Genomic DNA, 24,565 nt, shown 5'->3' on the forward strand with positions numbered 1-24,565 from the left:
GTGTAGTAGATGAAAAGTTTTAAATTATTTTGTAAAAAAGAAGGCTTCACATTAGTGAAAATGTTGATAGTACTTTTAATCATAAGTATCTTGTTGATTATCATCATTCCTAACATTAGTAAGCAATCGGAAACAGTTAAAAGTACTGGTTGTCAAGCTCAAGTAAAGATGGTAGCTGGACAAGTTGAAGCTTATACGTTAAAGCATGATGCTAAACCGAATTCTGTAAATGATTTAGTAAGTGATGGTTATATCAATGATAAACAGCTTACTTGTAAATCAGGCGAAAGAATAACTTTGCAAAATGGCGAAGTAGTTGCTAATTAATGTGCAATAAAGGATTTACTTTAATTGAAATGATATTTGTAATTTCAATTTTAAGCATGATTATGATGTTAACAATGTTCTTATCAATTAATGCAATCGATAAAGTTGATTTAACAAATGGAATATATGATTTAGAAACAAAGTTAGAGTATTTAGAAACAAAATCTATTGCTACAAAAAAGCCGATTTTAGTTTGGTTTAAACCTAATTCAGAGAAAATTTATTATCAAATAGAAAGAAATCAAATTCAGACACTTACTTTATATAAAGGAAATATTTCAAAAGATAATAAGTTTACTACGTTAGTATATGATGGTGAAGGAAATATCAATCAGTTTGGTACTTTGAAAATCATTTTTAACAACAAAAAATATAAAATTATATTTCGGATTGAGAAAGGGAGATATAGAATTGTTGAAGAATAATAACGGGTATGTTTTTATAGATTTTATGCTTTCGATATTTATTATCATGTTATTGAGTGGAACTTTATTACCATTAGTGACTTCTTTAAATAAAAATATTGAAAAAGAACATAATAAAATAAAACTATATCAGTTGTTATATCAAACGATTCAATCTCCCAGCGATGATTTTAAATATGATGTAAATCGATATAAATATTTAAATTTAAAAAATCAAATTTGCTTGGAAGATGAAATGAAAAATGAAAAAGTTTGTGTTAAAAAATAATAAAGGGTTTACTATGATCGAGATGTTGCTGTCTTTATCATTTTTATTAATTATACTCGCGCTTATACCTATATTAATTAAAAGTATTTATACTTTAAAAGATAATGCTATCGACCATACTAATTACGAATTAATCATGTTTAGAAAAGATTTATCTGAAGAAATTGAAGATTGTAAGGTTATCATCGATTATTCAAACACGAGGATAAAATGTATTCGCAATAAAAACTCAACAGAATACACTTTATTAAATTCAAAAATTTTTAAAAGTATAAACGGTAAAGGTAATATTACATTACTAAATAATGTTGAAAGATTGAATATACAGCAATTACATCAAAATACCCTCAAATTAGATTTACTGATTAGGAAGGGTGACAAAAAAGTTCATGAAGAAATTTATATTTAAAAATGAAGGATTTATTCTGCCTTTTGTACTAGGGATATTATTTATTTATTCAGCTTTTCTATCATTTTATTTAGTTCAATATAGTTATAAATTAAATATTTATCATAATTTAGAGCAGTACTATCAACGAGAAATAAAAATAATTTTAAATAATAAATAATATTAGACTTTTTATTTTCTGAATAATGAGATAGAATAAAGTTTAAGTTGAAATGTAACAACTAAGGAGTAGATTTAATGTCGATAGTGTTAGTTGGTTTTATGGGTGTTGGCAAAACAACGATAGGTAAATTGTTAAGTGAACATTATGACAGGCCTTTAGTAGATATAGATACTTATATCGTTGAAATTACACAATTACCAATTCCACAAATATTTGAAAATTTTGGTGAAGCATATTTTAGAGATTTAGAATATAAAGCTTTGCAAAAATGGATTGGTAAAGATGTTATTATTTCAACTGGTGGTGGTATTATAGAATCTGAACTTTCGAAAGATATTTTGAAAGATAATTTGAATACATTCTGGTTAAAATGTGATATTGAAATACTATTTAATAGAATTAATCATGATAATAATAGACCGAATGCAAGAGGTAAATCTTTAAATGAATTAAAAACCTTGTATTCAAAACGAGAATTAAGTTATAATGAAATCGCATACAAACATATTGATGCAAGCAGACCTGAAGAAGTAGTTGCAAGTGAGATTATTGAATCTTTATAAGCATATATAATTGCGAATGATCAAAGTTAGAGAGAGTGAATGTTATATTCATCGCCGAAGGAGCAAACCATTTTTGAGTGAATCTCTCAGGCAAAAGGATAACTTTGTGACGCATTCCTGAAGAGTACTTCAACAGGGTAGCGAAAGCTACCCTGTTTTTTTATTATACATATTTAGAAGGGGAGAGGTATGATGACTACAGAATTAAAGAAAACACCTTTATATCAAACATATATCGATCAAGGTGCTAAAGTTATTGATTTTTCTGGTTGGGCATTACCAGTTCAATTTTCAAGTATTAAAGAGGAACATAATGCTGTAAGAACAAAAGTTGGCATCTTTGATGTTAGCCATATGGGTGAAATTATTGTTACTGGTGAAGAAGCAGATCAATTTGTTCAATATGCTTTAACAAACGATTCTTCAATTTTAAATGAAACGAAAGCACAATATACAACACTTTGTAACGAAAAAGGTGGGGTTGTTGATGATTTAGTTATATATAAATTGGATGAATCAGTTTATTTCTTAGTTGTTAATGCTGGTAATACTGATATAGATTTTGAATGGTTACAAAAAATTGAAGGATTTAATGTAAACATTGAAAATAAATCTTCAGAATATGGTCAATTAGCTATTCAAGGACCAGAAGCTCGCGATTTAGTTCAAAAATTAGTAGATGTAAATGTAAGTGAAATGAAAATGTTTGAGTTTCAACAAAAAGTTAGTTTATTTGGTAAAGAAGTTATTTTGTCACAATCAGGTTATACAGGTGAAGATGGTTTTGAAGTATATTGTCAATCTGAAGACACTAAAGAAATTTGGGATGGTTTCATAAGTGAAGGCGTCGTGCCTTGTGGTTTAGGCGCTCGCGATACACTAAGATTAGAAGCTGCTCTACCGCTACATGGTCAAGACTTATCTGAACAAATCACACCTTATGAAGCAGGTATTGGATTTGCAGTCAAACCGTTAATTGAGGCAGATTTTATTGGTAAGTCTGTACTTAAAGACCAGAAAGAAAATGGTGCAGAAAGAAAATCAATTGGTATTGAAGTGATTGATAAAGGCATACCTAGAACGGATTATAAAATTTTAGATGTTGATAGTAATGAAATTGGATATGTCACATCAGGCACTCAATCGCCATCAACTGGAAAAGCAATAGCGATGGGATTAATCAAGAAAGAAGCGTTTGAACTAGATAAAGACATTTTAATTCAAGTAAGAAAAAGACAAGTAAAAGCTAAAATTGTAAAAAAATCATCATTTAAATCATAGGAGTGAATAAAATGGGTCACCGCTATATACCTTTAACTGAAAAAGATAAATCAGAAATGTTAGATTTCATAGGTATTAAATCTGTAGATGAATTGTTTACTGATATACCTGAATCTGTAAGATTTAATAAAACACTGAATATTAAAGAGAAAAAACCAGAAACTACATTATTAAGAGAATTATCACAAATTGCTAATAAGAATATTACGAGTGAAACACATGCGTCATTTTTAGGAGCAGGTGTTTATGATCACTATATACCGACTGTAGTAGATCATGTCATCTCTCGTTCTGAATTTTATACTGCATATACACCATATCAACCTGAAATTTCTCAAGGTGAATTACAAGCTATATTTGAATTCCAAACATTAATATGTGAATTAACAGGAATGGATGTAGCAAATTCGTCAATGTATGATGGAGGTACTGCTTTTGCAGAAGCTGCAGTACTTGCTGCAGGACACACAAAAAAGAAAAAAGTAATTGTATCTAAGTCAGTACATTACCAGTCTATAGAAGTGCTTAAAACATATACTAAAGCCCAAGATATTGAAGTTGTCGAAGTTGACTTAGACGGCACAGTAACTGATTTGGATAAATTAAAAGAAGTTATCGATGATGATACTGCAGCTGTTTGTGTTCAATATCCGAACTTCTTTGGTTCATTAGAAGATTTAGAAGCAATTAAACAATTGATTGAAGATAAAAAGGCATTGTTTATCGTTTCTAGTAATCCATTAGCACTAGGTTTAATTACACCTCCTGGAGAATTTGGAGCAGATATCGTCGTTGGGGATGCTCAAGTATTCGGTATTCCAGCCCAATACGGTGGCCCACATTGTGGTTATTTTGCATCTACTAAGAAATTAATGCGAAAACTACCAGGTCGTTTAGTTGGTCAAACACAAGATGAAGATGGTAATAGAGGCTTTGTGCTAACACTACAAGCTCGTGAACAACATATAAGAAGAGATAAAGCTACTTCAAATATTTGTTCTAACCAAGCATTGAATGCTTTGGCTGCATCAGTATGCATGAGTGCATTAGGTAAAAATGGTGTATATGAAATGGCAAAACTAAATATGGAAAATACGACGTATATGAAACGTAAAATGCAAGAAGCAGGCTTTGAAGTACTAGAAAGTATTTCATTTAATGAATTTGTTGTTAAATTTAATAAATCTATTAGTGACATCAATAAAGATTTATTAGAAGAAGGTATAATAGGTGGTTTTGATTTAGGATTTATGAATGACGACTTTAAAAATCACATGCTAATTGCCGTAACTGAACTAAGAACTAAAGATGATATTGATACATTTATCCAAAAAGTAGGTGAATATAGTGCGTAAACCATCAAGTGAATTAATTTTTGAAAGATCTAGAAAAGATAGATTTGCATATTCATTACCAGAAAAAGAAGTTGAAACACAAAATGTTCAAGAAATACTAGGAGATAAATTTACTAGAAAACAAAAAGCCGAGTTGCCAGAGGTTAGTGAATTAGATTTAATGCGACACTATACAGAATTGTCGAATAAAAATCATGGTGTAGATACAGGTTTCTATCCTTTAGGTTCATGTACTATGAAATACAACCCTAAAATAAATGAAAAAGTAGCAAGAATGTCTGGATTTGCTAATGCACATCCATTACAAGATGTATCAACAGTACAAGGATCACTAGAAATAATATACGACTTACAAGAACATTTAAAAGAAATTACTGGAATGGATGAAGTAACATTACAACCTGCAGCCGGAGCTCATGGTGAATGGACTGCACTATTAATGATTAAAGCCTTCCACGAAGCAAATAATGATTTTAATAGAACTAAAGTAATCGTTCCAGATTCTGCACATGGTACGAATCCAGCATCAGCTAAAGTAGCAGGATTTGATACTGTTACAGTTAAATCAAATGAAAAAGGGTTAGTAGATATAGAAGATTTAAAACGAGTTGTAGGTGATGACACTGCTGCAATTATGTTAACAAATCCAAATACATTAGGTTTATTTGAAGAAGATATTGTAGAAATTAGAGAAATCGTCCATCAAGCTGGTGGTAAACTTTATTATGATGGTGCAAATCTAAATGCCATAATGAGTAAAGTAAGACCAGGAGACATGGGGTTTGATGCAGTACATTTAAACTTACACAAAACGTTTACTGGACCACATGGTGGCGGTGGACCTGGATCTGGACCTGTTGGCGTTAAATCAGATTTAATACCATATTTACCTAAACCAACAGTTGTGAAAGAAAATGATTCTTACAAATTCGAACATGATATGCCAAATTCTATTGGTCGAGTTAAGCCATTCTTCGGTAATTTTGGCATTTACTTAAGAGCCTACACTTACATTAGAACGATGGGGCCAGATGGATTAAAAGCTGTTTCTGAAACAGCAGTTCTAAATGCGAATTACATGTTGAGAAGATTACAAGATCATTTCGATACGCCATATACGCAACATTGTAAACATGAATTTGTAATAAGTGGTTCTAGACAGAAAAAACTTGGTGTAAGAACATTGGATATTGCAAAACGACTATTAGATTTCAATTTCCATCCACCTACAATCTACTTCCCAATAAATGTGGAAGAATGTATGATGATAGAACCAACAGAAACTGAATCAAAAGAAACTTTAGATGCTTTTTGTGATACTTTAATACAAATTGCAAAAGAAGCGGAAGAGAATCCAGAAACAGTCTTAGATGCACCACATACTACTGTTATAGGACGTTTAGATGAAACACAAGCAGCTAGAAAACCTGTTTTAAAATTTGAGTTGCTAAAAGAAGAAAAAAATTAATAAAAAAGGATGAATTCAATTAGAATTCATCCTTTTTTATTATTTAGACTTAACTTTCCCAGTCCATTTTTTATATCCGCCTTTAAGCATGTACAAGTCTGTATAACCTTTTTTCTTCATCATTCTTGCAGCTCTGGAACTTGCTACACCATTTGCATCACAAAAATAAATAGGTTGGTCTTTACGTAACCCTTGGTATCTTGTACGAAAGACACTCATTGGTATGTTTCTTGCCCCGATGATATGACCATATTCAAAATCAGCCTTTTCACGTAAATCGATAACTTGTGCCTTCCTTAAACCCTTGTGAAACTCATTTTGATCTAATTCTTTAACTGCGCGCTTATTCAATGAATAGTTAATTGCCATATAAATGATAATCAAGACTAGGACTATGAGCGCGATGTACCAATAATTCATGGTCTAATTCCTCCCAATTCAAGTCGATACTACTATTATAAGATTTCTTGTGAGATTTATCAAAATTTTTTTGCTAAAATAGACAAGTATATAGAATTAATTGAATAGGAGTTTTTAATTGTGAAAGAAACTTGGCACTTTATAAACACAAAATCAAATGATCCATACTATAATATGGCAGTAGATGAAGCACTCATGAACTTCGTAAGCAGAGGAGAAATAGACCCTGTAATCAGGTTTTATACATGGAACCCTGCAACATTATCTATAGGGTATTTTCAAAAACTAACTAAAGAAATAGATATTGAGAAAGTTAAAGAAAAAGGTTATGGACTTGTTAGACGTGCAACAGGTGGTAGAGGCGTCTTACACGACAAAGAACTGACATATAGTGTTATCGTTCCAGAATCGCATCCAAATATGCCTAAAACAGTTACAGAAGCATATAGAGTAATATCAGAAGGATTATTAGAAGGATTTAAATCATTAGGCTTTGATGCTTATTTTTCTATTCCTAAGACAAAAGAAGCAAGAGATAAATTAAAGACACCTCGGAGTTCAGTTTGTTTTGATGCACCAAGTTGGTATGAACTTGTAGTAGAGGGTAGAAAAATAGCAGGGAGTGCTCAAACGAGACAAAAGGGTGTTATTTTACAACATGGATCTATTTTACAAGATATAGATGTAGACGAATTATTTGATATGTTCATATATAGAAATGATAGATTGAAAGATAAAATGAAAGCAGCATTCGTGGATAAAGCAGTGGCCATAAATGATTTAGCTGACAGACATATTACTATTGAAGAAATGGAACAAGCATTTCATGATGGATTTAAAAAAGGGTTAGATATAGAATATAAGCCTTTGAACTTTACGGATGAACAACTAACAGAGATTAAACAATTAGAAGAAAAATATAAATCAGAAGAATGGACGTATAGAAAATAAAGGACATATTAATATTCATATTCTTACATTGCGCATTAGTCGAATAGTAAAAAAAAGAGACCACAGAGGTCTCTTTCAGTTTGTTTTAATAAGTATGTTTTATTAAATTTAAGCTTAAACTGCGTTTAAACTAGTCTGTTCTTTTGCATCGCCAAATCGTCTATCTACTGTTTGACTTCTTAATTTATATGCTTTTTTAATTGTATCTATAAATCTTAAATCTTCGATTATGTCTAAATCATCTTGCCAAACATGTCTACGGATTTCTCTAATATAGGTTTTGTTTTCCGTACATTTATTTAACATAGAATCAACTCCTAAATTAAATTTCATCTATATTATAAAATAATTTGTTAATATTTGGCATTTTTTTGCGCTGACTCCTGCGGGAAAAGCATGATTCGAAGACTACAGGCTGAGAACATGCCCGCGGAAAGCATGCGCATAAAAAAATGCCGGCAAAGTCTAAGACTTTGTCGACACTCTGAAAAGAGACCACAGAGGTCTCTTTTTTTATCTATTTCTACGCTTTTGTTTACGCATAGCTTTCTTATATTTTCTTTGATCTGGTGTTAAGAAGAAGAAATAGTAAATCAAATAAATGATTAACCCAAATATTATGAGTGAAATAATCATTCTAATAAATCCCATTATAAAGAAATCAAGGTTCATAATTAACCCGAATAGTGCCACTGCAATAATTAAATAAAATAAAACATTTTTCATAGAATCTCACCTTAATTTGTTAGTCTATTAAATATAGCACAAATCAACTTTGTACTCACTTAATTTGTCCTATTTCTTTGTCTAAATTATTTAACTGATTGATTGATTTTTCTACTGCTTTTTTATCTTTCTTATTATAAGCTTCATTTAAATCTTTAAATACTTTTTCGATTCCATTGGATAATTTTAGCATACTTTTATGCAAATCTTTATAATCTTCCGGGATAGATTTCCCTTTCATTTCGTCTTTATATTTATTTGTAATAGTCTTTTGATCATTATATATGTTATCAAGTTCACTTTTTGTATCTTCATCATTAAACTTAGTTGTTACATCTTTTTTGATTTTGTTGTAACTCGAGATATTTGTCTTAGTTTCATTCACAAAACGAGTTGATGATTTTAAATATTGAGTTGTAAATTGTTTGGTAGATTGTTTTTTAGTTTGTTTTATTGAGCTTTCTATACTCGATTCTTTTTGTTTATATGTTTTGTTTTTATCTTCTAAATCTAGAACTTCTTGTTTATGTTTTCTATTATCGCTTTTTAATGTTGATTTCTTTTCTTCTAGTTGTTGAACTTTATCATTACCACACGCTGATAATACAACTGAACTTGCCATGATTGCTATTATTGTTTTTCTCATGTTTATTAACTCCCAATGTTTTACTGTGAAAAATTTATTGTATGTATGCTATTATTTTAATGTATATAGATTTATTGTACAAATAGAAAGGGGATAAATATGAAAATTAATAAATTGAGACAAGTTATGAATCAAAAAGGATTAGATGCAGTAGTCATACTTTCACCATATAACTCTAGATATCTTTCTGGATTTACTGGTACTAGTGGTAGTCTGTTAATTACACAAGATGATTCCCAATTAATTACAGATTTTAGATATATTCAACAAGCAAATGATCAAGCTAAAGATTTTGAAGTTATAAATCAAGAAGGTCCAATGTTAGCAAAAATAAATGAATTAATTGAACAAGGTAAGTATAAAAAAGTTGGTGTTGAAGCTGATTTAATAACTTATAATAATTATCAATCATTGAATACAGAAAATGTTGAGCTTTCTTCTATTGAAGGTGTAATTGAAACGATTAGAATGATTAAAGATGAATTTGAAATTAAACAAATTCAAAAAGCTGCTGATATAGTAGATGAAACATATGAACATATCCTTAAATGGATTAAACCAGGGATGACTGAAAATGAAGTAAACAATGAAATGGAAATGTTTATGAGAAGTAAAGGGGCTACTTGTTCATCATTTGATACAATAGTTGCTTCAGGTCATCGTGGTGCACTACCTCATGGTGTAGCAAGTAATAAAGTAATTGAACATGGTGACATGATTACATTAGATTATGGTGCACTATATGAAGGATATGTAAGTGATGTGACGAGAACATTTGCGATAGGTGAACCGAAAAAAGAAATGAAAAAAATATATAATATTGTATTAGAAGCTCAATTAGCTGCTTTAGAGCAAATTAAACCAGGTATGACAGGTAAAGAGGCAGATTCAATTGCGAGAGATATTATTAAAGGATATGGTTATGGAGATGCGTTTGGTCACTCTCTAGGGCATGGAATTGGCTTAGAGGTGCATGAAGGACCTGGACTATCCCAAAAATCAGATATTGTACTTGAAGAAAATATGTGTATAACATTAGAACCAGGTATATATATAGATGGATTAGGTGGAGTTAGAATAGAAGATGATGTATTAGTTACAAAAAATGGCTTACAACGCTTTACTAAAACTTCAAAAGACCTTATTATTTTATAAGAAGGTATAAATAGGAGGAAAATGAATGATTTCAGTTAATGATTTTAAAACAGGTTTAACAATTAAAGTTGAAAATGGGATTTGGAAAGTATTAGATTTCCAACACGTAAAACCAGGCAAAGGTGCAGCTTTTGTTCGTTCTAAATTAAGAAATTTAAGAACTGGTGCGATCCAAGAAAAAACTTTCAGAGCTGGCGAAAAAGTAGAAAAAGCTCAAATTGAAAACAGTCGCATGCAATATTTATATGCAAATGGTGATAGCCATGTATTTATGGATAACGAAACTTATGATCAATTAGAATTACCAGAGGAAAGATTAGAATACGAACTTAAATTCATTAAAGAAAATATGGAAGTTCATATTCAATCTTATGAAGGCGAAACAATTGGTATTGAATTACCAAATACAGTAACATTACAAGTAACTGAAACTGAACCAGGTATCAAAGGTGATACTGCTACAGGTGCAACTAAACAAGCGACAGTAGAAACGGGTTACAGTTTAAATGTTCCTTTATTTGTTAATGAAGGAGATTTACTTGTTATAAACACTACTGATGGTAGTTACGTATCAAGAGGTTAATCAGAAAGAATAAATGATAAAATGATCAATAGATATAAATTCTATTGGTCATTTTTGATTAAATATTAAAATCTCTTGAATTGGTATGACCACTAAAGTAAAATGTATGAAGTGTAAAGAATTAGAATTTAAAAGGAGATTTTCAAATGAACTTAAAACAAATTAAAGAATTAGTTGATGTACTAGACAATTCTTCTTTAACTGAAATTGACATTAATGATAAAGATTTTAAATTAACTTTAAAAAAAGAAATTAAGCAAGAAATTATTTATAGCCAAGGTACTTCGAACGTAGTTGCTGAACAACCACAACAAATTTCTCAACCTTCTCCTCAACAAAATGTTGAAGCAGAGGCACCAAGTGGTTTAACTATTAATGCACCAATGGTAGGAACATTTTATAAATCCCCATCTCCAGACGAAGGTCCGTATGTACAAGTAGGCTCACATGTTGATGCTGATTCAACTGTTTGTATTTTAGAAGCTATGAAACTATTTAATGAAATACAAGCAGAGGTTTCTGGAGAAATCACTGAAATATTAGTTGAAGACGGACAAATGGTAGAGTATGGCCAACCGTTATTCAAGGTGAAATAATATGAAAAAAGTATTAATTGCTAATAGAGGGGAAATAGCTGTAAGAATCATTAGAGCTTGTAGAGAGCTAGACATACAAACAGTTGCAATTTATTCAGAAGCTGATAAAGATGCATTACATACTCAAATTGCAGATGAAGCTTATTGTGTAGGACCAACACAATCTAAAGATTCATACTTACATGTACCTAATATTATTTCAATAGCAAAATCAACAGGATGTGATGGCATCCATCCAGGATATGGTTTCTTAGCTGAAAATAGTGACTTCGCTGAAATGTGTGAAGCGTGCCAAATTAAATTTATTGGACCTAGTTACCAATCGATACAAAAAATGGGTATAAAAGATGTAGCTAAAGAAGAAATGATTAAAGCTGATGTACCTGTTGTACCTGGTAGTGAAGGTCTAGTAGATACAGTTAAAATTGCAAAAAGATGTGCTAAACAAATTGGATACCCTGTAATAATTAAAGCAACTGCCGGTGGTGGTGGTAAAGGTATACGAATAGCGCGAAATGAAGAAGAACTTGTAACTGGATTTAGAATGACTCAACAAGAAGCTGAAACAGCATTTGGTAATAAAGGGCTTTACTTAGAAAAATTCATCGAAAACTTTAGACATATAGAAATACAAGTAATGGGCGATTCGGAAGGTAATGTTATCCATCTAGGAGAACGTGATTGTACGATTCAAAGACGTATGCAAAAGTTAGTAGAAGAATCTCCTTCTCCAGTTCTTTCAGAAGTTATGAGAAAAGAAATGGGTGAAGCGGCAATTAGAGCAGCAAAAGCTGTTAATTATGAAAACGCAGGGACGATTGAGTTTATTTACGATTTAGATGCTGAAGCATTCTATTTTATGGAAATGAATACACGTATTCAAGTTGAACACCCAGTAACAGAGATGGTTACGGGTATGGATTTAGTTAAGTTACAACTTAAAGTTGCCAGTGGTGAAACTTTACCATTAACACAAGATGAAGTTAATTTAAATGGGCATGCAATCGAGTTTAGAATTAACGCTGAAAGTCCATTTAAGAAATTTATGCCTTCTCCAGGTAAAATTAATCAATATTTAACACCAGGAGGATTTGGTGTTCGAATAGATTCAGCTTGTTACACAGGATATACAATCCCGCCATATTACGATTCAATGGTAGCTAAACTAATCGTGCATGGAAAAGACCGAACTGAAGCTATACAAATAGGTAAAAGAGCGTTAACAGAATTTTTAGTTGCAGGCATTGATACGACTATCCCATTCCATTTAAGATTGTTAGAAAACGATGTGTTTGAATCAGGTGATTTTAATACCAATTTCCTAGAGATTCATGATATTATAAATAATGAAGATAAATAGGGAGGGATTCAAGTGGCTAAAACAATTGAGAATGAAAAGCCTTCTTTAGGTAAAATTGAGATTGCACCAGAAGTAATTGAGGTAATAGCGAGTATTGCTACTACTGATATTAAAGGTGTATCTCATATGCAATCCGTTTTTAATAAGAATTCCCTAGAAAAATTCGGGAAAAAGAATTTTGGTAAAGGTATAAAAGTCGATATAAAAGATGAAGGCATTTATATTAATGTTTATTGTACATTTGATTATGGTACAAAAATTTCTGAAACTGCACGAAAAGTTCAATCAGAAATTAAACAAGCATTAAATACGATGACTGCATTAACTCCTAAAGAAGTTAATGTTCATATCGTTAATATACATTTCCAATAATAAAAAATGATTAATTAAGAGGATGCGTGCATCCTCTTATTCTTTGAAGGAGAAGAATATGAAAAGAACAGAATTAAGAGAACTCGTCTTTAAAACATTATATCAATTAGAAAATAACAAAACAGAATTAACGGTAGAAGAAGCAATTAACTACTTAGTTGATGATTTCAAAGGTGAACAATATTTATATGTTAAGAATTTTGTTAATGAAGTCACTGACAAAAAAGAAGAACTTGATGAAATATTCAAACCTCATTTGAAAAATTGGACATTAGAACGTCTGCTTAAAACAGATCGTATCATTTTAAGAATGGCATCATATGAATTAAATTATACAGATACACCGCAGAAGGTAATTTTTAATGAAGCAGTTGAAATTGCCAAAATATACAGTGATGACGATCATTATAAATTTATAAACGGTGTATTAAGCAGTTTATCAAAATAATAAAGAGTGATATAAATGGATAAATATTTATCAGTTACAGCTATAACAAAATATATCAAATATAAATTTGATCAAGATCCGCATTTACAAAATGTATTTATAAAGGGTGAAATATCAAATTTCAAAAGACATTCAAGTGGACACCTTTATTTTGCTTTAAAAGATGATAAAGGTGTATTAAGTGCGATGATGTTTAAGTCAAATGCTAATCAACTGTCATTTGAACCTAAAGAAGGCGACCAAGTGTTAATTGAAGGACGTATTGGTATATATGAATCTAGAGGATCGTATCAAATATATGTTCAATCGATGCAATTAGATGGTGTTGGTCTTTTATATGAGAAATTTGAAGCTCTAAAAAAAGAATTAATGGAAAAAGGATATTTTAATAGTGAACATAAATTAAATATTCCTAAGTATCCTAGAAAAATAGCTGTATTAACTGCGTCTACTGGGGCAGCAATTAGAGATATTTGTTCTACCTTAGACAAACGCTATCCACTTGCTGAGCAAGTATTAATTAGCACACTAGTACAAGGTAAAGAAGCTAAGGATAATATCATTAACAATATACAACAAGCTGACGCAATGGACGTTGATGTTATTATCGTTGGTCGTGGTGGTGGATCTATTGAAGATTTGTGGAGTTTTAATGAAAGGGAAGTTGTAGAAGCAATTTATAACTGTTCCACACCTATTATTTCTGCTGTAGGTCATGAAACGGATACCACTTTAAGTGATTTTGTAAGTGATGTTAGAGCAGCTACACCAACACAAGCAGCTGTGATAGCGACACCAGATATTAATGCACTATATCAACTAATTGCTAATGCTCGTCAATATTTAACAAAACATGTTACTCAAAGTATTCAACAAGATAAACAAAAATTAAAGCAGCTCTCATCATATTATAAATTGAAGACACCTTCATTATTATATGATCAAGAAACACAGAAATTAGACGATTATCAAAAACAATTAACTAGAAATTTAGAACAAACTATTTTACAAAATAAACATAAAATAGATATATTGCAAAATAAATTGAGAATAGCTCCAATCTATAATAAAACAATACAATATAGACAAGATTATGACAGATTAAATATTATGCAAAATCAGCTTATCAACAGGATTATTACGCAGAAAAAGCAAATACTTAAAAGCAAGTTGGCCCAACTAGATGCACTGAGTCCAACGCAAATTATGCTTAGAGGTTATTCAATAATTGAAAAAAATGATAAAATCATTACAAGTAAAGATGATTTAAATGTAGAAGATGACATTACTATCAATTTAAAAGATGGTAAAATAGAAGCTAATGTAAAAGAAATTAGGTGACAATGTGGCTAAAGAACAAACTTTTGAAGAAATGATGGTTGAATTAGAGAAAGTCGTAGGTAAACTAGATGAAGAAAATATTTCATTAGAAGAATCTATTGAACTTTATCAACGTGGAATCGAATTAAGTAGTAAATGTGAATTGAAACTTAAAGAAGCTGAAGAAAAAGTAAATAAACTTGTTCAAAAAGAAGGTGATTCAGATGAGTCAGATCATGAATAATTATGTAGACAAATTTAATGAAGCTATAAAATCTACAAAGCTTGATCCAGTAGTTGAAACTAAGCTAGAAGAAAGCATGAGATATTCATTATCAGCTGGTGGAAAACGTATAAGACCTGTTTTACTTTTAATGACATTATCGATGCTTAAAATTGATATCAAAAAAGGTATGGAAACTGCGAAAGCACTAGAAATGATACATACTTATTCTCTAATACATGATGATTTACCTGCTATGGATAATGATGATTTTAGACGTGGTATGAAGACAAATCATAAAGTTTATGGAGATGCTACTGCAATACTTGCTGGAGATGCATTATTAACTAAAGCATTCGAACTTATTACTAAAGATACATATTTAGGCTCAGAAGAAAAAGTTAAAATTATTAGATTGCTTTCAGAATCAGCTGGTCATCAAGGAATGGTTGGTGGTCAAGTATTAGATATGGACAGTGAAGATAAAGAAATATCACTAGACACTCTACGTAAAATCCATAGATATAAAACTGGCGCACTCATACGTTTCTCTGTAGTTGCTGCTTGTACAATAGCAAAAGTTAATAGCAAAACATTTTTACTACTAGATTCTTTTAGCCAAGAGTTAGGTTTGATCTTTCAAATTAAAGATGATTTATTAGATATTGAAGGTGACTTTGATAAAATCGGTAAATCAGTTGGAAGCGATGAAAATAATAATAAAAGTACTTATGTTTCACTCTTAGGTAAGACAAATACTAAAGTTGCTTTAGAACAACACGTAAATCAAGCATTGTATTTACTTGAACAATTAGAAGATAAATATAATATTGATGAACTGAAATCACTTACTCAATTATTTGCAAATAGAGAAAATTAAAAACAGTAAACTAAAGCGTTAGATCGTTTCGTAAGAAATAGTGCTGAAGGTGGTTAAACAATGGATGTATCTAGCATAAAAAATCCATCCTTTATCAAAGATTTATCTAATCAAGAACTTGAACAGTTAAGCAGTGAAATTAGAAAATTTTTAATAGAAACATGTTCAATAACTGGTGGACATATTGGAGCTAACTTAGGTGTGGTTGAATTAACGCTTAGTTTGCATAAACATTTTAATAGTCCTATAGATAAAATTATATGGGATGTTGGACACCAATCTTATATTCATAAAATTTTAACTGGTAGAGGTCATGAATTCAATTCTTTAAGACAATATAAAGGTTTATGTGGATTTCCTAAAACGAAAGAGTCTCGGCATGATGTATGGGAAGCTGGGCATAGCTCTACTTCATTATCAGCTGCTATGGGGATGGCAAAAGCACGTGATATTTTAGGAAACACAAATCATGTTGTACCTGTTATTGGTGATGGTGCTTTGACAGGTGGGATGGCACTTGAAGCACTGAACCATATAGGACATGACAAAACTAATTTAACGATTATATTAAACGATAATGAAATGAGTATAGCGCCTAATGTAGGTGCTATGCATAATATGTTTGGAAGAATTAGAACAAATCACAACTACAATAGATTTAAGTTTGATGCTGAAAGTTTTATGAATAGACTTCCTGGTGGAGATCGTTTAAGAGTTTCAGCAGACAAAATAAAGGATAGTTTAAAGTATTTAGTTGTAGATGGTATATTTTTTGAAGAATTAGGCATTAAATATATCGGACCAGTCGATGGTCATAATTTCAAAGAATTAGATGAAGCTATCAATACATCTAAACAAATAAATAAACCTGTGTTAATACACGTTGTAACAAAAAAAGGTAAAGGCTATAAACCTGCTGAAGTAGATACTATTGGTACTTGGCATGGTCTTGGACCCTATAAACTTGAAACTGGTGAGGTTATTAAAGGTAATGAAGAAGGACCAGCTTGGAGTGCATTAATGAGTAATCAAGTTCTAGAGTACGCTAAACAAGACAAACGTGTTGTTGCTATTACACCTGCAATGCCAGTAGGTTCAAAACTAACTAAGTTCCAGCAAGAATTACCAGATCAATTTTTTGATGTTGGTATTGCCGAGCAACACGCCGTTACGATGGCAGCTGGATTAGCAACTCAAGGTATGAAACCGTATGTAGCGATTTATTCAACATTTATGCAACGTGCGTATGATCAATTATTACATGATGTAGATAGACAGAATTTAAACGTATTATTTGGTGTTGATAGAGCAGGTCTTGTAGGTGCGGATGGTGAAACACATCAAGGTGTGTTCGATGTTGGATTTTTAAGTCAATTTCCGAATTTTACTATTATGATGCCTAAAGACGGTAATGAAGCAATTGATATGGTAAATACAGCATTTAAAACAGATCATGGTCCTATGGCTATAAGATATCCTCGTGGAAATGCTCCTATGCTAAGGGATACTAAAGAACATGAAATTTTAGACATTGGCACATGGACGTATGAACGAAAAGGAAGTAATTTATCTTTAATTAGTTATGGTCCAACTGTTAATTTCATTTCTGATATTGCAGATGAATTATTAAAAGAAGGTATTAATGTTAATGTCATTAATGCACGATTTATTAAGCCTATGGACTTTGAAATGCTACATGAATTAGGCAAAGAGTCTATGCCTATTATTACGATAGAAGAATCAATGTTAACAGGTGGATTAGGAAGCCAAATAGCAACTTTCTTAAAAGATCATGATTATAAGAATGTATTACGTAGAATTGGTATTGATAATGAATATATCGAACATGGTGATGTAGATTTATTATTAGAAGATATAGGTATCTCTAAAGCAAAAATTAAATCACTTGCAAAATCTTTAATAAAATAATATTTATAAACATATGAATAATTATATTGAAAGTGACGCTTTAGTAGTTCTAAAGCGTCTTTTAATATATTAATAGCGCTTACATTACTATTTTTGTTAATTTTATGCTATTATAAGTGTATAAATATTCATTAACAGAGGTGTATGAAATGGCGAACAAAACAATGCGTCAAATTAAGATAAGAGAAATAATTTCTAACGAACAAATAGAAACTCAAGAAGAGCTCGTAAAGCGATTAAATGAATACGAATTGAATATTACACAAGCTACGATTTCTCGTGATATAAAAGAATTACAACTAATAAAAGTTCCAGCTCCTTCTGGTCAATACATTTATAGTTTACCTAGAGATAGAAAATATCATCCGATTGATAAATTAGGTAGATATTTAATGGATTCATTCGTTAAAATTGATGGTGCGGATAATTTATTAGTATTAAAGACATTACCAGGCAATGCTCAATCAATTGGGGCAATCATTGATCAAATTGATTGGACAGAAGTTATTGGTACTATTTGTGGAGATGATACTTGTCTTATCATATGTAAAGATACAGATGCTGCTGAAGTTATCACTGATAGAATTTTTAATATGCTTTAAAGGAGATTTTAAATACTATGTTACAAGCACTTACGATTAAACAATTCGCTATAATTGAATCTTTAGAAATAAATTTTTCAGATGGACTAACTGTATTAAGTGGTGAAACAGGCGCTGGTAAATCTATCATTATAGATGCAATCGGCCAATTAGTAGGTGCAAGAGCATCGCAAAGCTTTGTAAGACATGGTGAGCAAAAGGCGACTATAGAAGGCGTATTTGATATTGATAATGTACCAAACGTAAATAAAATCTTAAATGAGTTAGATATTGATTACGATGAAGATTTTTTGTTTGTAAAAAGAGAAATCTTCTCATCTGGTAAAAGTATTTGTAAATTAAATAATCAAAATGTTACTTTATCTGATTTAAAAACCGTCATGCAAGAATTATTGGATATACACGGACAACATGAGACGCAAGTATTATTAAAGCCTAAGTATCACTTATCTCTGCTTGATGATTTTGCGGATGGGACTTATCAATCAGAAATTGATCAATTTGAAAAAGCTTTTCATTCTTATCGTTCGAAAAAGCAAGAATTAGAAAAATTAGAATCTCAAGATCAAGCATTACTACAACGATTAGATTTAATAAAATTCCAACGTGATGAATTACAAGATGCAGACTTAAAAGAAGATGAAATTGACTTTTTAAATAAAGAAATTAAAATGCTTCAAAATCATGAAAAGATTAACGAAAGTCTTAATAAAGCACATTTCTTACTGAGCAGTGAAGAGAACATTACGGATAAAATATATGAACTCAATCAAGAGATTCAACATATTAATGATATTATTCCAGATAAATATACATCGTTTAGTGAAGAACTAGATCAAATGTATTATACTTTGGAAGACTACAAACATGAGTTATATAATGAATTAACATCAAATGATTTTGATGAGTCATTATTAAATGATTATGAATCACGTTTAAATGTACTCACAGATTTAAATCGTAAATATGGTAAGAGTATAGCCGAATTAATAAAATATAGAGATAAAATTGATGATGAAATATTTAAAATTGAAAATTATGAACAAAGTACAACGCAGTTAAGAGATGAAATAAATAATTTATATGATGATGTAATGAAATATGGTCAAGTGCTTTCAACAAAGAGAAGACAAGTTGCTTTGAAGTTAAGAGATAGATTAGTAGAAGAAGTTCAAAATCTACATATGCAAGATGCAAATATAGAGATAACTTTCACTAAAACTAAACCTAGCGCTTATGGATTAGAAGAAGTTGAATTTTTAATTAGTCCAAACAAAGGTGAACCACTAAAAAGTCTAAATAAAATAGCTTCTGGTGGTGAACTATCTAGGATTATGCTTGCATTAAAAAGTATATTTGTATCATCAAAAGGACAAACTGCAATATTATTTGATGAAGTTGATACTGGTGTATCTGGTAGAGTAGCTCAAAAAATGGCAGAAAAGATGCATCAAATTTCGCAATCTTTACAAGTAATTTGTATATCACATTTACCACAAGTGGCTGCAATATGTGATAATCATTTATATATAACTAAAGAAACAGTAAACGATCGAACAACTACTTCAATCAAACAATTAAATGGTGAAGATAAAATAGATGAAATAGCAAGAATGATTTCAGGTGTTGAAGTTACAGAATTAACTAAACAACATGCTAAAGAAATGATTTTACAAAATAAAAATTTAAAATAAAATGATTTGATAGGGTGTTAGCATGGTAATTAAGGTAGCAATTATAGAAGACTCGAAAGCATATGTAAGTGAAATGGCTCAGTATCTAAAAAATCATGATATTGAGATAGTTAATATTGGATACAATGGTAAAGAAGCTCTTGATATTTTAAGTGGAGAAGCTTTCGATGTTCTTCTACTAGACTTAATCTTGCCACATATTGATGGTATGACTTTGCTTAAAAAATATATTAACCCAAATAAACAATATAAAGTAATATGTATGAGCGCATTCGTAAGCGATGATGTATTAAAAGAATCTGTTTCATTAGGTGTAGATTACTTTCTAATTAAGCCTATTGAATTTGATGTCTTACTAAATACAATACAACGCGTATTAAATACAAGTGAAACAAATATTTCTGAAATAGACGCTTTAGATTTATTACTTGAAAAGATAGGCTTTTCATATAATTTGAACGGTTATAAATATATTAAATGTGGTGTTCATTTAATGCTTAAACATACACACAAAATGCAATTAACTAAAGAATTATACCCACTTATTTCAGATTATTATGACGTTCAAGCTAATAATGTAGAGCGTTCAATCAGACATGCAATTAAATTAGCTTGGGAAAAAGAATTAAAAACGTATTGGTATAATAGTGAAAAATCTTACTTAAGACCAACAAATGGTGAGTTGATTACGCATCTTTACAAAAAGTATAAAGAAACACAAAATGAAAAAAACTGATAAATCAAATTATGATTTATCAGTTTTTTTTGTATTATTTTTTTTCATAAAGTGTTCTTGCGCTCTTTTATTTTTCTTTTCACGATGTAAAATATATCCACCAATAAAAATAACACCGAATACGAAAAATATGAATCCTAAGAAAAATTGCAGCCAGATAAATTGTAATTGTGGAACAAGTTCACCAAAAACTGCGTCTCTCATCCACTTAATACCTAATCCTGCTATTATTCCTGGTATTACTAAAATGAGTAATGCAATGTACTTTTGCATAAGTTAAAACTCCTATTGATTAATAACTTATATTATATATGAGATAATGATTAAAAGTAAACATTGAAAAAATGGAATAATCATCAAAATTTGATTATGATATTAGAAGGAGGGGATTAAATGCAATTTAAAGATATGATAAATCAAGGTCAAAATATTTCAGCAACAATTGCAGTTTGTAAATCAAATGATGAAGGGGTTATTAAAGCAATAGTTAAAGCTATAAAATACACTCAAGCGAATTTTATATTATTTGATGAACAGCCGCAAGATGAGTTGATTAGATCATTCAATTTAACCCATGATGAATTAAATAGAATTAAAATTATACAAACAGATGATGAAGCACATACTGTTTCTGAGTGCGTTAAATCAGTAGATGAAGGACAAGCTGATTTAATAATGAAAGGTCTAATAGATACTTCTACTTTATTAAAAGAAGTGTTAAATAATAAATATAAATTAAAAACAACAGATAGAATGAGTCATATTGCATTATTTAATATTCCTGAATATCATAAAATGCTAACTGTATCAGATGTTGCGATGAATATTGAACCTAATGTAGAACAAAAAATAGATATTACGACGAATTTAATAACATGTCTACAAAAAATAGGTATTCAATCTCCAAAAATAGCAGTTTTATCTGCAATTGAAAAAGTGAATCCTAAAATGAAGTCCTCGGTAGATGCTGATGCAGTCGTTTCAGGAATTCGAAATAAAATGGCAAATCTAGAAATTGAAGGCCCAATGGCATTTGATGCTGCAATCAATAAAAGAGCTTCGATTATTAAAAATATAGATTCTGAAATTTCTGGTAATGTTGACGGTGTTGTAGTGCCGCAAATTGAAAGTGGTAATATTTTATATAAATCGCTCGTGTATTTATCAAAAGCAGATGTAGCTTCTGTGATTATTGGTGCAAAAATACCAATAATTTTAACGTCCCGTTCAGATTCTTCTCGAGATAAATTCCATTCGATTTGTAGTGCTTTAATGCTTATTTAGTATATTATAATAATAAATAAATAACTATACTCCATTAAAGTGTTAAATGAAAGTGTTTACATTGCTTTTATATCAATTTATTTTGAATTTTCTAAAAATTTTTACTTCTTGAAAGCGCTATCATTTTTCGTTAATTTATTTGATAAATAAAACATTTGATGTAAAATTAGATTTAGAGTTAATATATTAAAGGATGAAAAGGGGATTATTATGTTATTTGAAACGATTGAGAAATATGACTATGAACAAATTGTATTTTGTCACGATAAAAGTTCAGGATTAAAAGCGATTATTGCAATACATGATACAACATTAGGGCCAGCACTTGGTGGTTGCAGAATGTGGCCATATGAAAATGAAGAAGAAGCAATCAATGACGCATTACGCCTTTCAAGAGGTATGACATATAAAAACGCTGCTGCAGGATTAAATCTTGGTGGAGGTAAGACAGTAATCATCGGAGATCCTAAAAAAGATAAATCAGAAGCTTTATTTAGAGCTTTAGGTAGATATGTAGAAAGTTTAAATGGCAGATACATAACAGCTGAAGACGTAGGTACAACTGAAGATGATATGGATATCATTTTTGAAGAGACTGATTATGTAGTTGGCCTATCTGAAAGTCATCAATCAAGTGGTAATCCGAGTCCAAAAACATCTTTAGGTGTATTTGTTTCAATGAAACGTGCTGCTAAAGAAGCGTTTGGTACAGATGAATTAGATGGAAAAACTGTTGCAGTACAAGGTGTAGGACATGTTGCTTATGATTTATGTCGCTATTTACATGAAGCTGGTGCTAAATTAGTTGTTACAGATATTAATCAAGAAGCTATAGATAGAGTTTTAAATGATTTTAATGCTACAAGTGTAGGTATTAACGATATCTATGACGTAGATGCAGATATATTTGCACCATGTGCACTTGGTGGCGTATTAAATGATGATACAATTAATCGTTTAAAAGTTAAAGCTGTTTGTGGTAGTGCAAATAATCAATTACAAGATATTGATAAACACGGTGCTCAATTAGAAGAAAAAGGTATTGTATATGCACCAGATTTCGTAGCTAACTCTGGTGGTGTTATTAATGTAGCAGATGAATTAGATGGCTATAATGAAACACGTGCTATTTCAAATATTGAAAAAATCTATGATCAAATGGATAAAGTATTTGAAATTAGTAAAAGAGATAACATTACTACAGCTCGCGCTGCAGAAATTTTAGCAGAAGAACGTATTGATCAGTTGATGAAAGTAAGAAGTAATTTCTTAAAAACGGAAAGATCAATTATATCTAGAGGTAAAAACTAATGAAAAAAATTCTTGTACTTAATTTAGGAAGCACATCATCTAAAGTTGCAGTATTTTCTGATTATGATATGTTATTTGAAGATGTTATAAGACATAATGTCGATCAAACAAATCTTCCGTTAATTGATCAAGTCCCATTTAGACTTGAAAGTATCAAGAAATCATTAGAACAACACCAAATAACTCTACAAGCTATAGATGCTATAGCTTGTAGAGGCGGTGTTTTAAAGCCGATAGAAGGTGGCACTTATTTAATAAATAACATAATGTATCATGATTTAAAATCATTTAAATATGGGTTTCATGCGTCTAATTTAAGTGGTGTTATAGGATATGAACTATCTCAAGAACTCAATATAGATTCTTATATTGTAGATCCTGTTGTAGTAGATGAATTACTTCCTGAAGCAAGGATAACTGGAATAAAAGGTATTGAAAGAAGAAGTATTTTCCATGCACTAAATCAGAAGTCCGTTGCTAAACAATATGCAGATGGAATTGGTAAAAATTACGAAGATATAAATGTCATCGTAGCTCATCTTGGTGGTGGTATAAGTATAGGCGCTCACAGAAAAGGTAGAGTTATTGAAGTAAATGATGGTTTATTAGGTGAAGGACCACTTAGTCCTGAAAGGGCAGGTTCTATACCAAATGATGCGCTATTAAAATGGGCGATTGACCATGACTACAACTCTATAGAAGCAAATAATGAACTGAGTAAAAATTCTGGCTTATTATCATACTTTGGTACTAATAATTGTCTTAAAGTTGAACAATTAATGGAAAATGGCGATAAAGCAGCGAAATTAGTATTAGATGCTATGTGTTACCAAATTTCGAAATCAATCGGTTCTTGTGCAGTTGTACTTGAAGGTCAAGTGGATCAAATTATTATTACAGGTGGCTTAAGTTATTCAAAATATATAATAAATAAAGTAAAACAATATGTATCTTGGCTACAAAATGTTACTATATATGAAGGTGAAAAAGAAATGCATGCCCTAAATGTTGGTGTTTTGGACCTCTTTTACGGTAAAATTAGTACCAAGTCATATGAATAAGGAGTAATA

30 protein-coding genes and 1 riboswitch are annotated in these 24,565 nt (G+C 30.4%); of the genes, 25 read left to right on the plus strand and 5 right to left on the minus strand.

The genetic code is table 11. The features are described from left to right. Window positions 1-9 precede the first annotated feature (9 nt). The 8 genes from comGC to gcvPB all read left to right on the plus strand — a co-directional run bounded on the left by comGC (window position 10) and on the right by gcvPB (window position 6,259). A complete protein-coding gene (gene comGC / locus B2G86_RS02465; protein ID WP_078356558.1) occupies window positions 10-327 on the plus strand; it encodes a competence type IV pilus major pilin ComGC in 318 nt (105 codons plus the stop codon). Further along, complete coding sequence (gene comGD / locus B2G86_RS02470; protein WP_078356559.1) at window positions 327-752, plus strand: competence type IV pilus minor pilin ComGD; 426 nt, start codon at window positions 327-329, stop codon at window positions 750-752. The genes comGC and comGD overlap by 1 nt, the downstream gene beginning before the upstream one ends. Further along, window positions 742-1,020, plus strand: coding sequence for a competence type IV pilus minor pilin ComGE (gene comGE, locus B2G86_RS02475; RefSeq protein WP_237687667.1), 279 nt, complete (start codon window positions 742-744; stop codon window positions 1,018-1,020). Before comGD ends, comGE begins: the two co-directional genes overlap by 11 nt. Beyond that, the gene (comGF, locus tag B2G86_RS02480) at window positions 995-1,429 is read left to right on the plus strand and encodes a competence type IV pilus minor pilin ComGF (RefSeq protein WP_078356561.1); all 435 of its coding nucleotides are present in this window, start codon (window positions 995-997) and stop codon (window positions 1,427-1,429) included. The genes comGE and comGF overlap by 26 nt, the downstream gene beginning before the upstream one ends. Before the next feature lie 237 nt (window positions 1,430-1,666). Beyond that, the gene (locus tag B2G86_RS02490) at window positions 1,667-2,155 is read left to right on the plus strand and encodes a shikimate kinase (protein WP_078356563.1); all 489 of its coding nucleotides are present in this window, start codon (window positions 1,667-1,669) and stop codon (window positions 2,153-2,155) included. 16 nt (window positions 2,156-2,171) lie between these two features. Beyond that, a riboswitch (glycine riboswitch) is annotated at window positions 2,172-2,267 on the plus strand. Window positions 2,268-2,347: 80 nt separating this feature from the next. After that, window positions 2,348-3,436, plus strand: coding sequence for a glycine cleavage system aminomethyltransferase GcvT (gcvT, locus tag B2G86_RS02495; protein WP_078356564.1), 1,089 nt, complete (start codon window positions 2,348-2,350; stop codon window positions 3,434-3,436). An 11-nt stretch (window positions 3,437-3,447) separates the two neighbouring features. After that, window positions 3,448-4,791 carry an aminomethyl-transferring glycine dehydrogenase subunit GcvPA gene (gene gcvPA / locus B2G86_RS02500; protein ID WP_078356565.1) on the plus strand — a complete coding sequence of 448 codons (1,344 nt, stop codon included), beginning with the start codon at window positions 3,448-3,450 and terminating at the stop codon, window positions 4,789-4,791. Beyond that, entirely contained in the window at window positions 4,784-6,259 is a 1,476-nt protein-coding gene (gene gcvPB, locus B2G86_RS02505) for an aminomethyl-transferring glycine dehydrogenase subunit GcvPB (protein WP_078356566.1), read from the plus strand. The genes gcvPA and gcvPB overlap by 8 nt, the downstream gene beginning before the upstream one ends. Before the next feature lie 39 nt (window positions 6,260-6,298). Here the strand turns inward: gcvPB and B2G86_RS02510 are convergent, their stop codons facing one another. Then, window positions 6,299-6,679 (minus strand): rhodanese-like domain-containing protein, encoded by a 381-nt coding sequence (locus B2G86_RS02510; RefSeq protein ID WP_078356567.1) that lies wholly within the window; start codon window positions 6,677-6,679, stop codon window positions 6,299-6,301. A gap of 120 nt (window positions 6,680-6,799) precedes the next feature. Here B2G86_RS02510 and B2G86_RS02515 point away from each other — a divergent pair, with 120 nt between their 5' ends. Further along, window positions 6,800-7,630, plus strand: a complete 831-nt coding sequence (locus B2G86_RS02515; protein ID WP_078356568.1) for a lipoate--protein ligase family protein — start codon at window positions 6,800-6,802, stop codon at window positions 7,628-7,630. Between the two features lie 114 nt (window positions 7,631-7,744). Here the strand turns inward: B2G86_RS02515 and B2G86_RS02520 are convergent, their stop codons facing one another. The 3 genes from B2G86_RS02520 to B2G86_RS02530 all read right to left on the minus strand — a co-directional run bounded on the left by B2G86_RS02520 (window position 7,745) and on the right by B2G86_RS02530 (window position 9,002). Beyond that, a complete protein-coding gene (locus tag B2G86_RS02520; protein ID WP_078356569.1) occupies window positions 7,745-7,936 on the minus strand; it encodes a hypothetical protein in 192 nt (63 codons plus the stop codon). Between the two features lie 207 nt (window positions 7,937-8,143). Next, window positions 8,144-8,356, minus strand: a complete 213-nt coding sequence (locus B2G86_RS02525) for an SA1362 family protein (protein ID WP_078356570.1) — start codon at window positions 8,354-8,356, stop codon at window positions 8,144-8,146. Between the two features lie 55 nt (window positions 8,357-8,411). Further along, window positions 8,412-9,002, minus strand: a complete 591-nt coding sequence (locus B2G86_RS02530) for a hypothetical protein (protein WP_078356571.1) — start codon at window positions 9,000-9,002, stop codon at window positions 8,412-8,414. Between the two features lie 99 nt (window positions 9,003-9,101). On the opposite strand from B2G86_RS02530, the gene B2G86_RS02535 reads away from it, so the two are divergent. The 13 genes from B2G86_RS02535 to B2G86_RS02595 all read left to right on the plus strand — a co-directional run bounded on the left by B2G86_RS02535 (window position 9,102) and on the right by B2G86_RS02595 (window position 20,900). Continuing rightward, on the plus strand, window positions 9,102-10,157 hold the full coding sequence (locus B2G86_RS02535) for a M24 family metallopeptidase (RefSeq protein WP_078356572.1): 1,056 nt from the start codon (window positions 9,102-9,104) through the stop codon (window positions 10,155-10,157). Window positions 10,158-10,182: 25 nt separating this feature from the next. Next, window positions 10,183-10,740 carry an elongation factor P gene (gene efp, locus B2G86_RS02540; RefSeq protein WP_078356573.1) on the plus strand — a complete coding sequence of 186 codons (558 nt, stop codon included), beginning with the start codon at window positions 10,183-10,185 and terminating at the stop codon, window positions 10,738-10,740. Between the two features lie 146 nt (window positions 10,741-10,886). Next, on the plus strand, window positions 10,887-11,336 hold the full coding sequence (gene accB / locus B2G86_RS02545) for an acetyl-CoA carboxylase biotin carboxyl carrier protein (RefSeq protein WP_078356574.1): 450 nt from the start codon (window positions 10,887-10,889) through the stop codon (window positions 11,334-11,336). Between the two features lies 1 nt (window position 11,337). Continuing rightward, window positions 11,338-12,696 carry an acetyl-CoA carboxylase biotin carboxylase subunit gene (accC, locus tag B2G86_RS02550; RefSeq protein WP_078356575.1) on the plus strand — a complete coding sequence of 453 codons (1,359 nt, stop codon included), beginning with the start codon at window positions 11,338-11,340 and terminating at the stop codon, window positions 12,694-12,696. Window positions 12,697-12,708: 12 nt separating this feature from the next. Continuing rightward, window positions 12,709-13,068, plus strand: a complete 360-nt coding sequence (locus B2G86_RS02555) for an Asp23/Gls24 family envelope stress response protein (protein ID WP_078356576.1) — start codon at window positions 12,709-12,711, stop codon at window positions 13,066-13,068. A gap of 58 nt (window positions 13,069-13,126) precedes the next feature. Next, window positions 13,127-13,516, plus strand: coding sequence for a transcription antitermination factor NusB (gene nusB / locus B2G86_RS02560; RefSeq protein ID WP_078356577.1), 390 nt, complete (start codon window positions 13,127-13,129; stop codon window positions 13,514-13,516). A gap of 15 nt (window positions 13,517-13,531) precedes the next feature. After that, window positions 13,532-14,857, plus strand: a complete 1,326-nt coding sequence (gene xseA, locus B2G86_RS02565) for an exodeoxyribonuclease VII large subunit (protein ID WP_078356578.1) — start codon at window positions 13,532-13,534, stop codon at window positions 14,855-14,857. A 31-nt stretch (window positions 14,858-14,888) separates the two neighbouring features. Beyond that, window positions 14,889-15,080 (plus strand): exodeoxyribonuclease VII small subunit, encoded by a 192-nt coding sequence (gene xseB, locus B2G86_RS02570; protein ID WP_237687672.1) that lies wholly within the window; start codon window positions 14,889-14,891, stop codon window positions 15,078-15,080. Continuing rightward, the gene (locus B2G86_RS02575; RefSeq protein WP_088368988.1) at window positions 15,061-15,939 is read left to right on the plus strand and encodes a polyprenyl synthetase family protein; all 879 of its coding nucleotides are present in this window, start codon (window positions 15,061-15,063) and stop codon (window positions 15,937-15,939) included. Before xseB ends, B2G86_RS02575 begins: the two co-directional genes overlap by 20 nt. A 60-nt stretch (window positions 15,940-15,999) precedes the next feature. Beyond that, window positions 16,000-17,868, plus strand: a complete 1,869-nt coding sequence (gene dxs, locus B2G86_RS02580) for a 1-deoxy-D-xylulose-5-phosphate synthase (RefSeq protein ID WP_078356580.1) — start codon at window positions 16,000-16,002, stop codon at window positions 17,866-17,868. Between the two features lie 149 nt (window positions 17,869-18,017). Beyond that, entirely contained in the window at window positions 18,018-18,470 is a 453-nt protein-coding gene (gene ahrC / locus B2G86_RS02585) for a transcriptional regulator AhrC/ArgR (RefSeq protein ID WP_078356581.1), read from the plus strand. A gap of 17 nt (window positions 18,471-18,487) precedes the next feature. Beyond that, window positions 18,488-20,164: a DNA repair protein RecN gene (gene recN, locus B2G86_RS02590; RefSeq protein WP_078356582.1), complete on the plus strand. Its 1,677-nt coding sequence runs from the start codon at window positions 18,488-18,490 to the stop codon at window positions 20,162-20,164. A 22-nt stretch (window positions 20,165-20,186) separates the two neighbouring features. Beyond that, window positions 20,187-20,900 carry a response regulator gene (locus B2G86_RS02595; protein ID WP_078356583.1) on the plus strand — a complete coding sequence of 238 codons (714 nt, stop codon included), beginning with the start codon at window positions 20,187-20,189 and terminating at the stop codon, window positions 20,898-20,900. A 9-nt stretch (window positions 20,901-20,909) separates the two neighbouring features. Here the strand turns inward: B2G86_RS02595 and B2G86_RS02600 are convergent, their stop codons facing one another. Further along, on the minus strand, window positions 20,910-21,173 hold the full coding sequence (locus B2G86_RS02600; RefSeq protein WP_078356584.1) for a DUF2627 family protein: 264 nt from the start codon (window positions 21,171-21,173) through the stop codon (window positions 20,910-20,912). Window positions 21,174-21,293: 120 nt separating this feature from the next. On the opposite strand from B2G86_RS02600, the gene B2G86_RS02605 reads away from it, so the two are divergent. From B2G86_RS02605 to buk, 3 genes are all read left to right on the plus strand, one after another. Then, complete coding sequence (locus B2G86_RS02605; RefSeq protein ID WP_078356585.1) at window positions 21,294-22,184, plus strand: phosphate acyltransferase; 891 nt, start codon at window positions 21,294-21,296, stop codon at window positions 22,182-22,184. A 210-nt stretch (window positions 22,185-22,394) separates the two neighbouring features. Then, complete coding sequence (locus B2G86_RS02610) at window positions 22,395-23,495, plus strand: Glu/Leu/Phe/Val dehydrogenase dimerization domain-containing protein (RefSeq protein ID WP_078356586.1); 1,101 nt, start codon at window positions 22,395-22,397, stop codon at window positions 23,493-23,495. Continuing rightward, window positions 23,495-24,556, plus strand: a complete 1,062-nt coding sequence (buk, locus tag B2G86_RS02615; RefSeq protein WP_078356587.1) for a butyrate kinase — start codon at window positions 23,495-23,497, stop codon at window positions 24,554-24,556. Before B2G86_RS02610 ends, buk begins: the two co-directional genes overlap by 1 nt. Window positions 24,557-24,565: the final 9 nt, after the last annotated feature.

It is taken from the genome of Mammaliicoccus fleurettii (assembly GCF_002018435.1).
GTDB lineage: Bacteria > Bacillota > Bacilli > Staphylococcales > Staphylococcaceae > Mammaliicoccus > Mammaliicoccus fleurettii.

Bases quoted from the DNA above. Each gene is read 5' to 3' on its own strand.
- xseB (WP_237687672.1), top strand. From the start codon at position 14,889: ATGATGGTTGAATTAGAGAAAGTCGTAGGTAAACTAGATGAAGAAAAT.
- buk (WP_078356587.1), top strand. From the start codon at position 23,495: ATGAAAAAAATTCTTGTACTTAATTTAGGAAGCACATCATCTAAAGTT.
- comGD (WP_078356559.1), top strand. From the start codon at position 327: ATGTGCAATAAAGGATTTACTTTAATTGAAATGATATTTGTAATTTCA.
- B2G86_RS02520 (WP_078356569.1), bottom strand. From the start codon at position 7,936: ATGTTAAATAAATGTACGGAAAACAAAACCTATATTAGAGAAATCCGT.
- gcvPA (WP_078356565.1), top strand. From the start codon at position 3,448: ATGGGTCACCGCTATATACCTTTAACTGAAAAAGATAAATCAGAAATG.
- efp (WP_078356573.1), top strand. From the start codon at position 10,183: ATGATTTCAGTTAATGATTTTAAAACAGGTTTAACAATTAAAGTTGAA.
- accC (WP_078356575.1), top strand. From the start codon at position 11,338: ATGAAAAAAGTATTAATTGCTAATAGAGGGGAAATAGCTGTAAGAATC.
- ahrC (WP_078356581.1), top strand. From the start codon at position 18,018: ATGGCGAACAAAACAATGCGTCAAATTAAGATAAGAGAAATAATTTCT.
- B2G86_RS02595 (WP_078356583.1), top strand. From the start codon at position 20,187: ATGGTAATTAAGGTAGCAATTATAGAAGACTCGAAAGCATATGTAAGT.
- B2G86_RS02535 (WP_078356572.1), top strand. From the start codon at position 9,102: ATGAAAATTAATAAATTGAGACAAGTTATGAATCAAAAAGGATTAGAT.
- comGC (WP_078356558.1), top strand. From the start codon at position 10: ATGAAAAGTTTTAAATTATTTTGTAAAAAAGAAGGCTTCACATTAGTG.
- B2G86_RS02575 (WP_088368988.1), top strand. From the start codon at position 15,061: ATGAGTCAGATCATGAATAATTATGTAGACAAATTTAATGAAGCTATA.
- B2G86_RS02510 (WP_078356567.1), bottom strand. From the start codon at position 6,679: ATGAATTATTGGTACATCGCGCTCATAGTCCTAGTCTTGATTATCATT.
- B2G86_RS02610 (WP_078356586.1), top strand. From the start codon at position 22,395: ATGTTATTTGAAACGATTGAGAAATATGACTATGAACAAATTGTATTT.
- B2G86_RS02490 (WP_078356563.1), top strand. From the start codon at position 1,667: ATGTCGATAGTGTTAGTTGGTTTTATGGGTGTTGGCAAAACAACGATA.
- B2G86_RS02525 (WP_078356570.1), bottom strand. From the start codon at position 8,356: ATGAAAAATGTTTTATTTTATTTAATTATTGCAGTGGCACTATTCGGG.
- xseA (WP_078356578.1), top strand. From the start codon at position 13,532: ATGGATAAATATTTATCAGTTACAGCTATAACAAAATATATCAAATAT.
- gcvT (WP_078356564.1), top strand. From the start codon at position 2,348: ATGACTACAGAATTAAAGAAAACACCTTTATATCAAACATATATCGAT.
- accB (WP_078356574.1), top strand. From the start codon at position 10,887: ATGAACTTAAAACAAATTAAAGAATTAGTTGATGTACTAGACAATTCT.
- nusB (WP_078356577.1), top strand. From the start codon at position 13,127: ATGAAAAGAACAGAATTAAGAGAACTCGTCTTTAAAACATTATATCAA.
- B2G86_RS02530 (WP_078356571.1), bottom strand. From the start codon at position 9,002: ATGAGAAAAACAATAATAGCAATCATGGCAAGTTCAGTTGTATTATCA.
- recN (WP_078356582.1), top strand. From the start codon at position 18,488: ATGTTACAAGCACTTACGATTAAACAATTCGCTATAATTGAATCTTTA.
- dxs (WP_078356580.1), top strand. From the start codon at position 16,000: ATGGATGTATCTAGCATAAAAAATCCATCCTTTATCAAAGATTTATCT.
- B2G86_RS02605 (WP_078356585.1), top strand. From the start codon at position 21,294: ATGCAATTTAAAGATATGATAAATCAAGGTCAAAATATTTCAGCAACA.
- B2G86_RS02600 (WP_078356584.1), bottom strand. From the start codon at position 21,173: ATGCAAAAGTACATTGCATTACTCATTTTAGTAATACCAGGAATAATA.
- comGF (WP_078356561.1), top strand. From the start codon at position 995: ATGAAAAAGTTTGTGTTAAAAAATAATAAAGGGTTTACTATGATCGAG.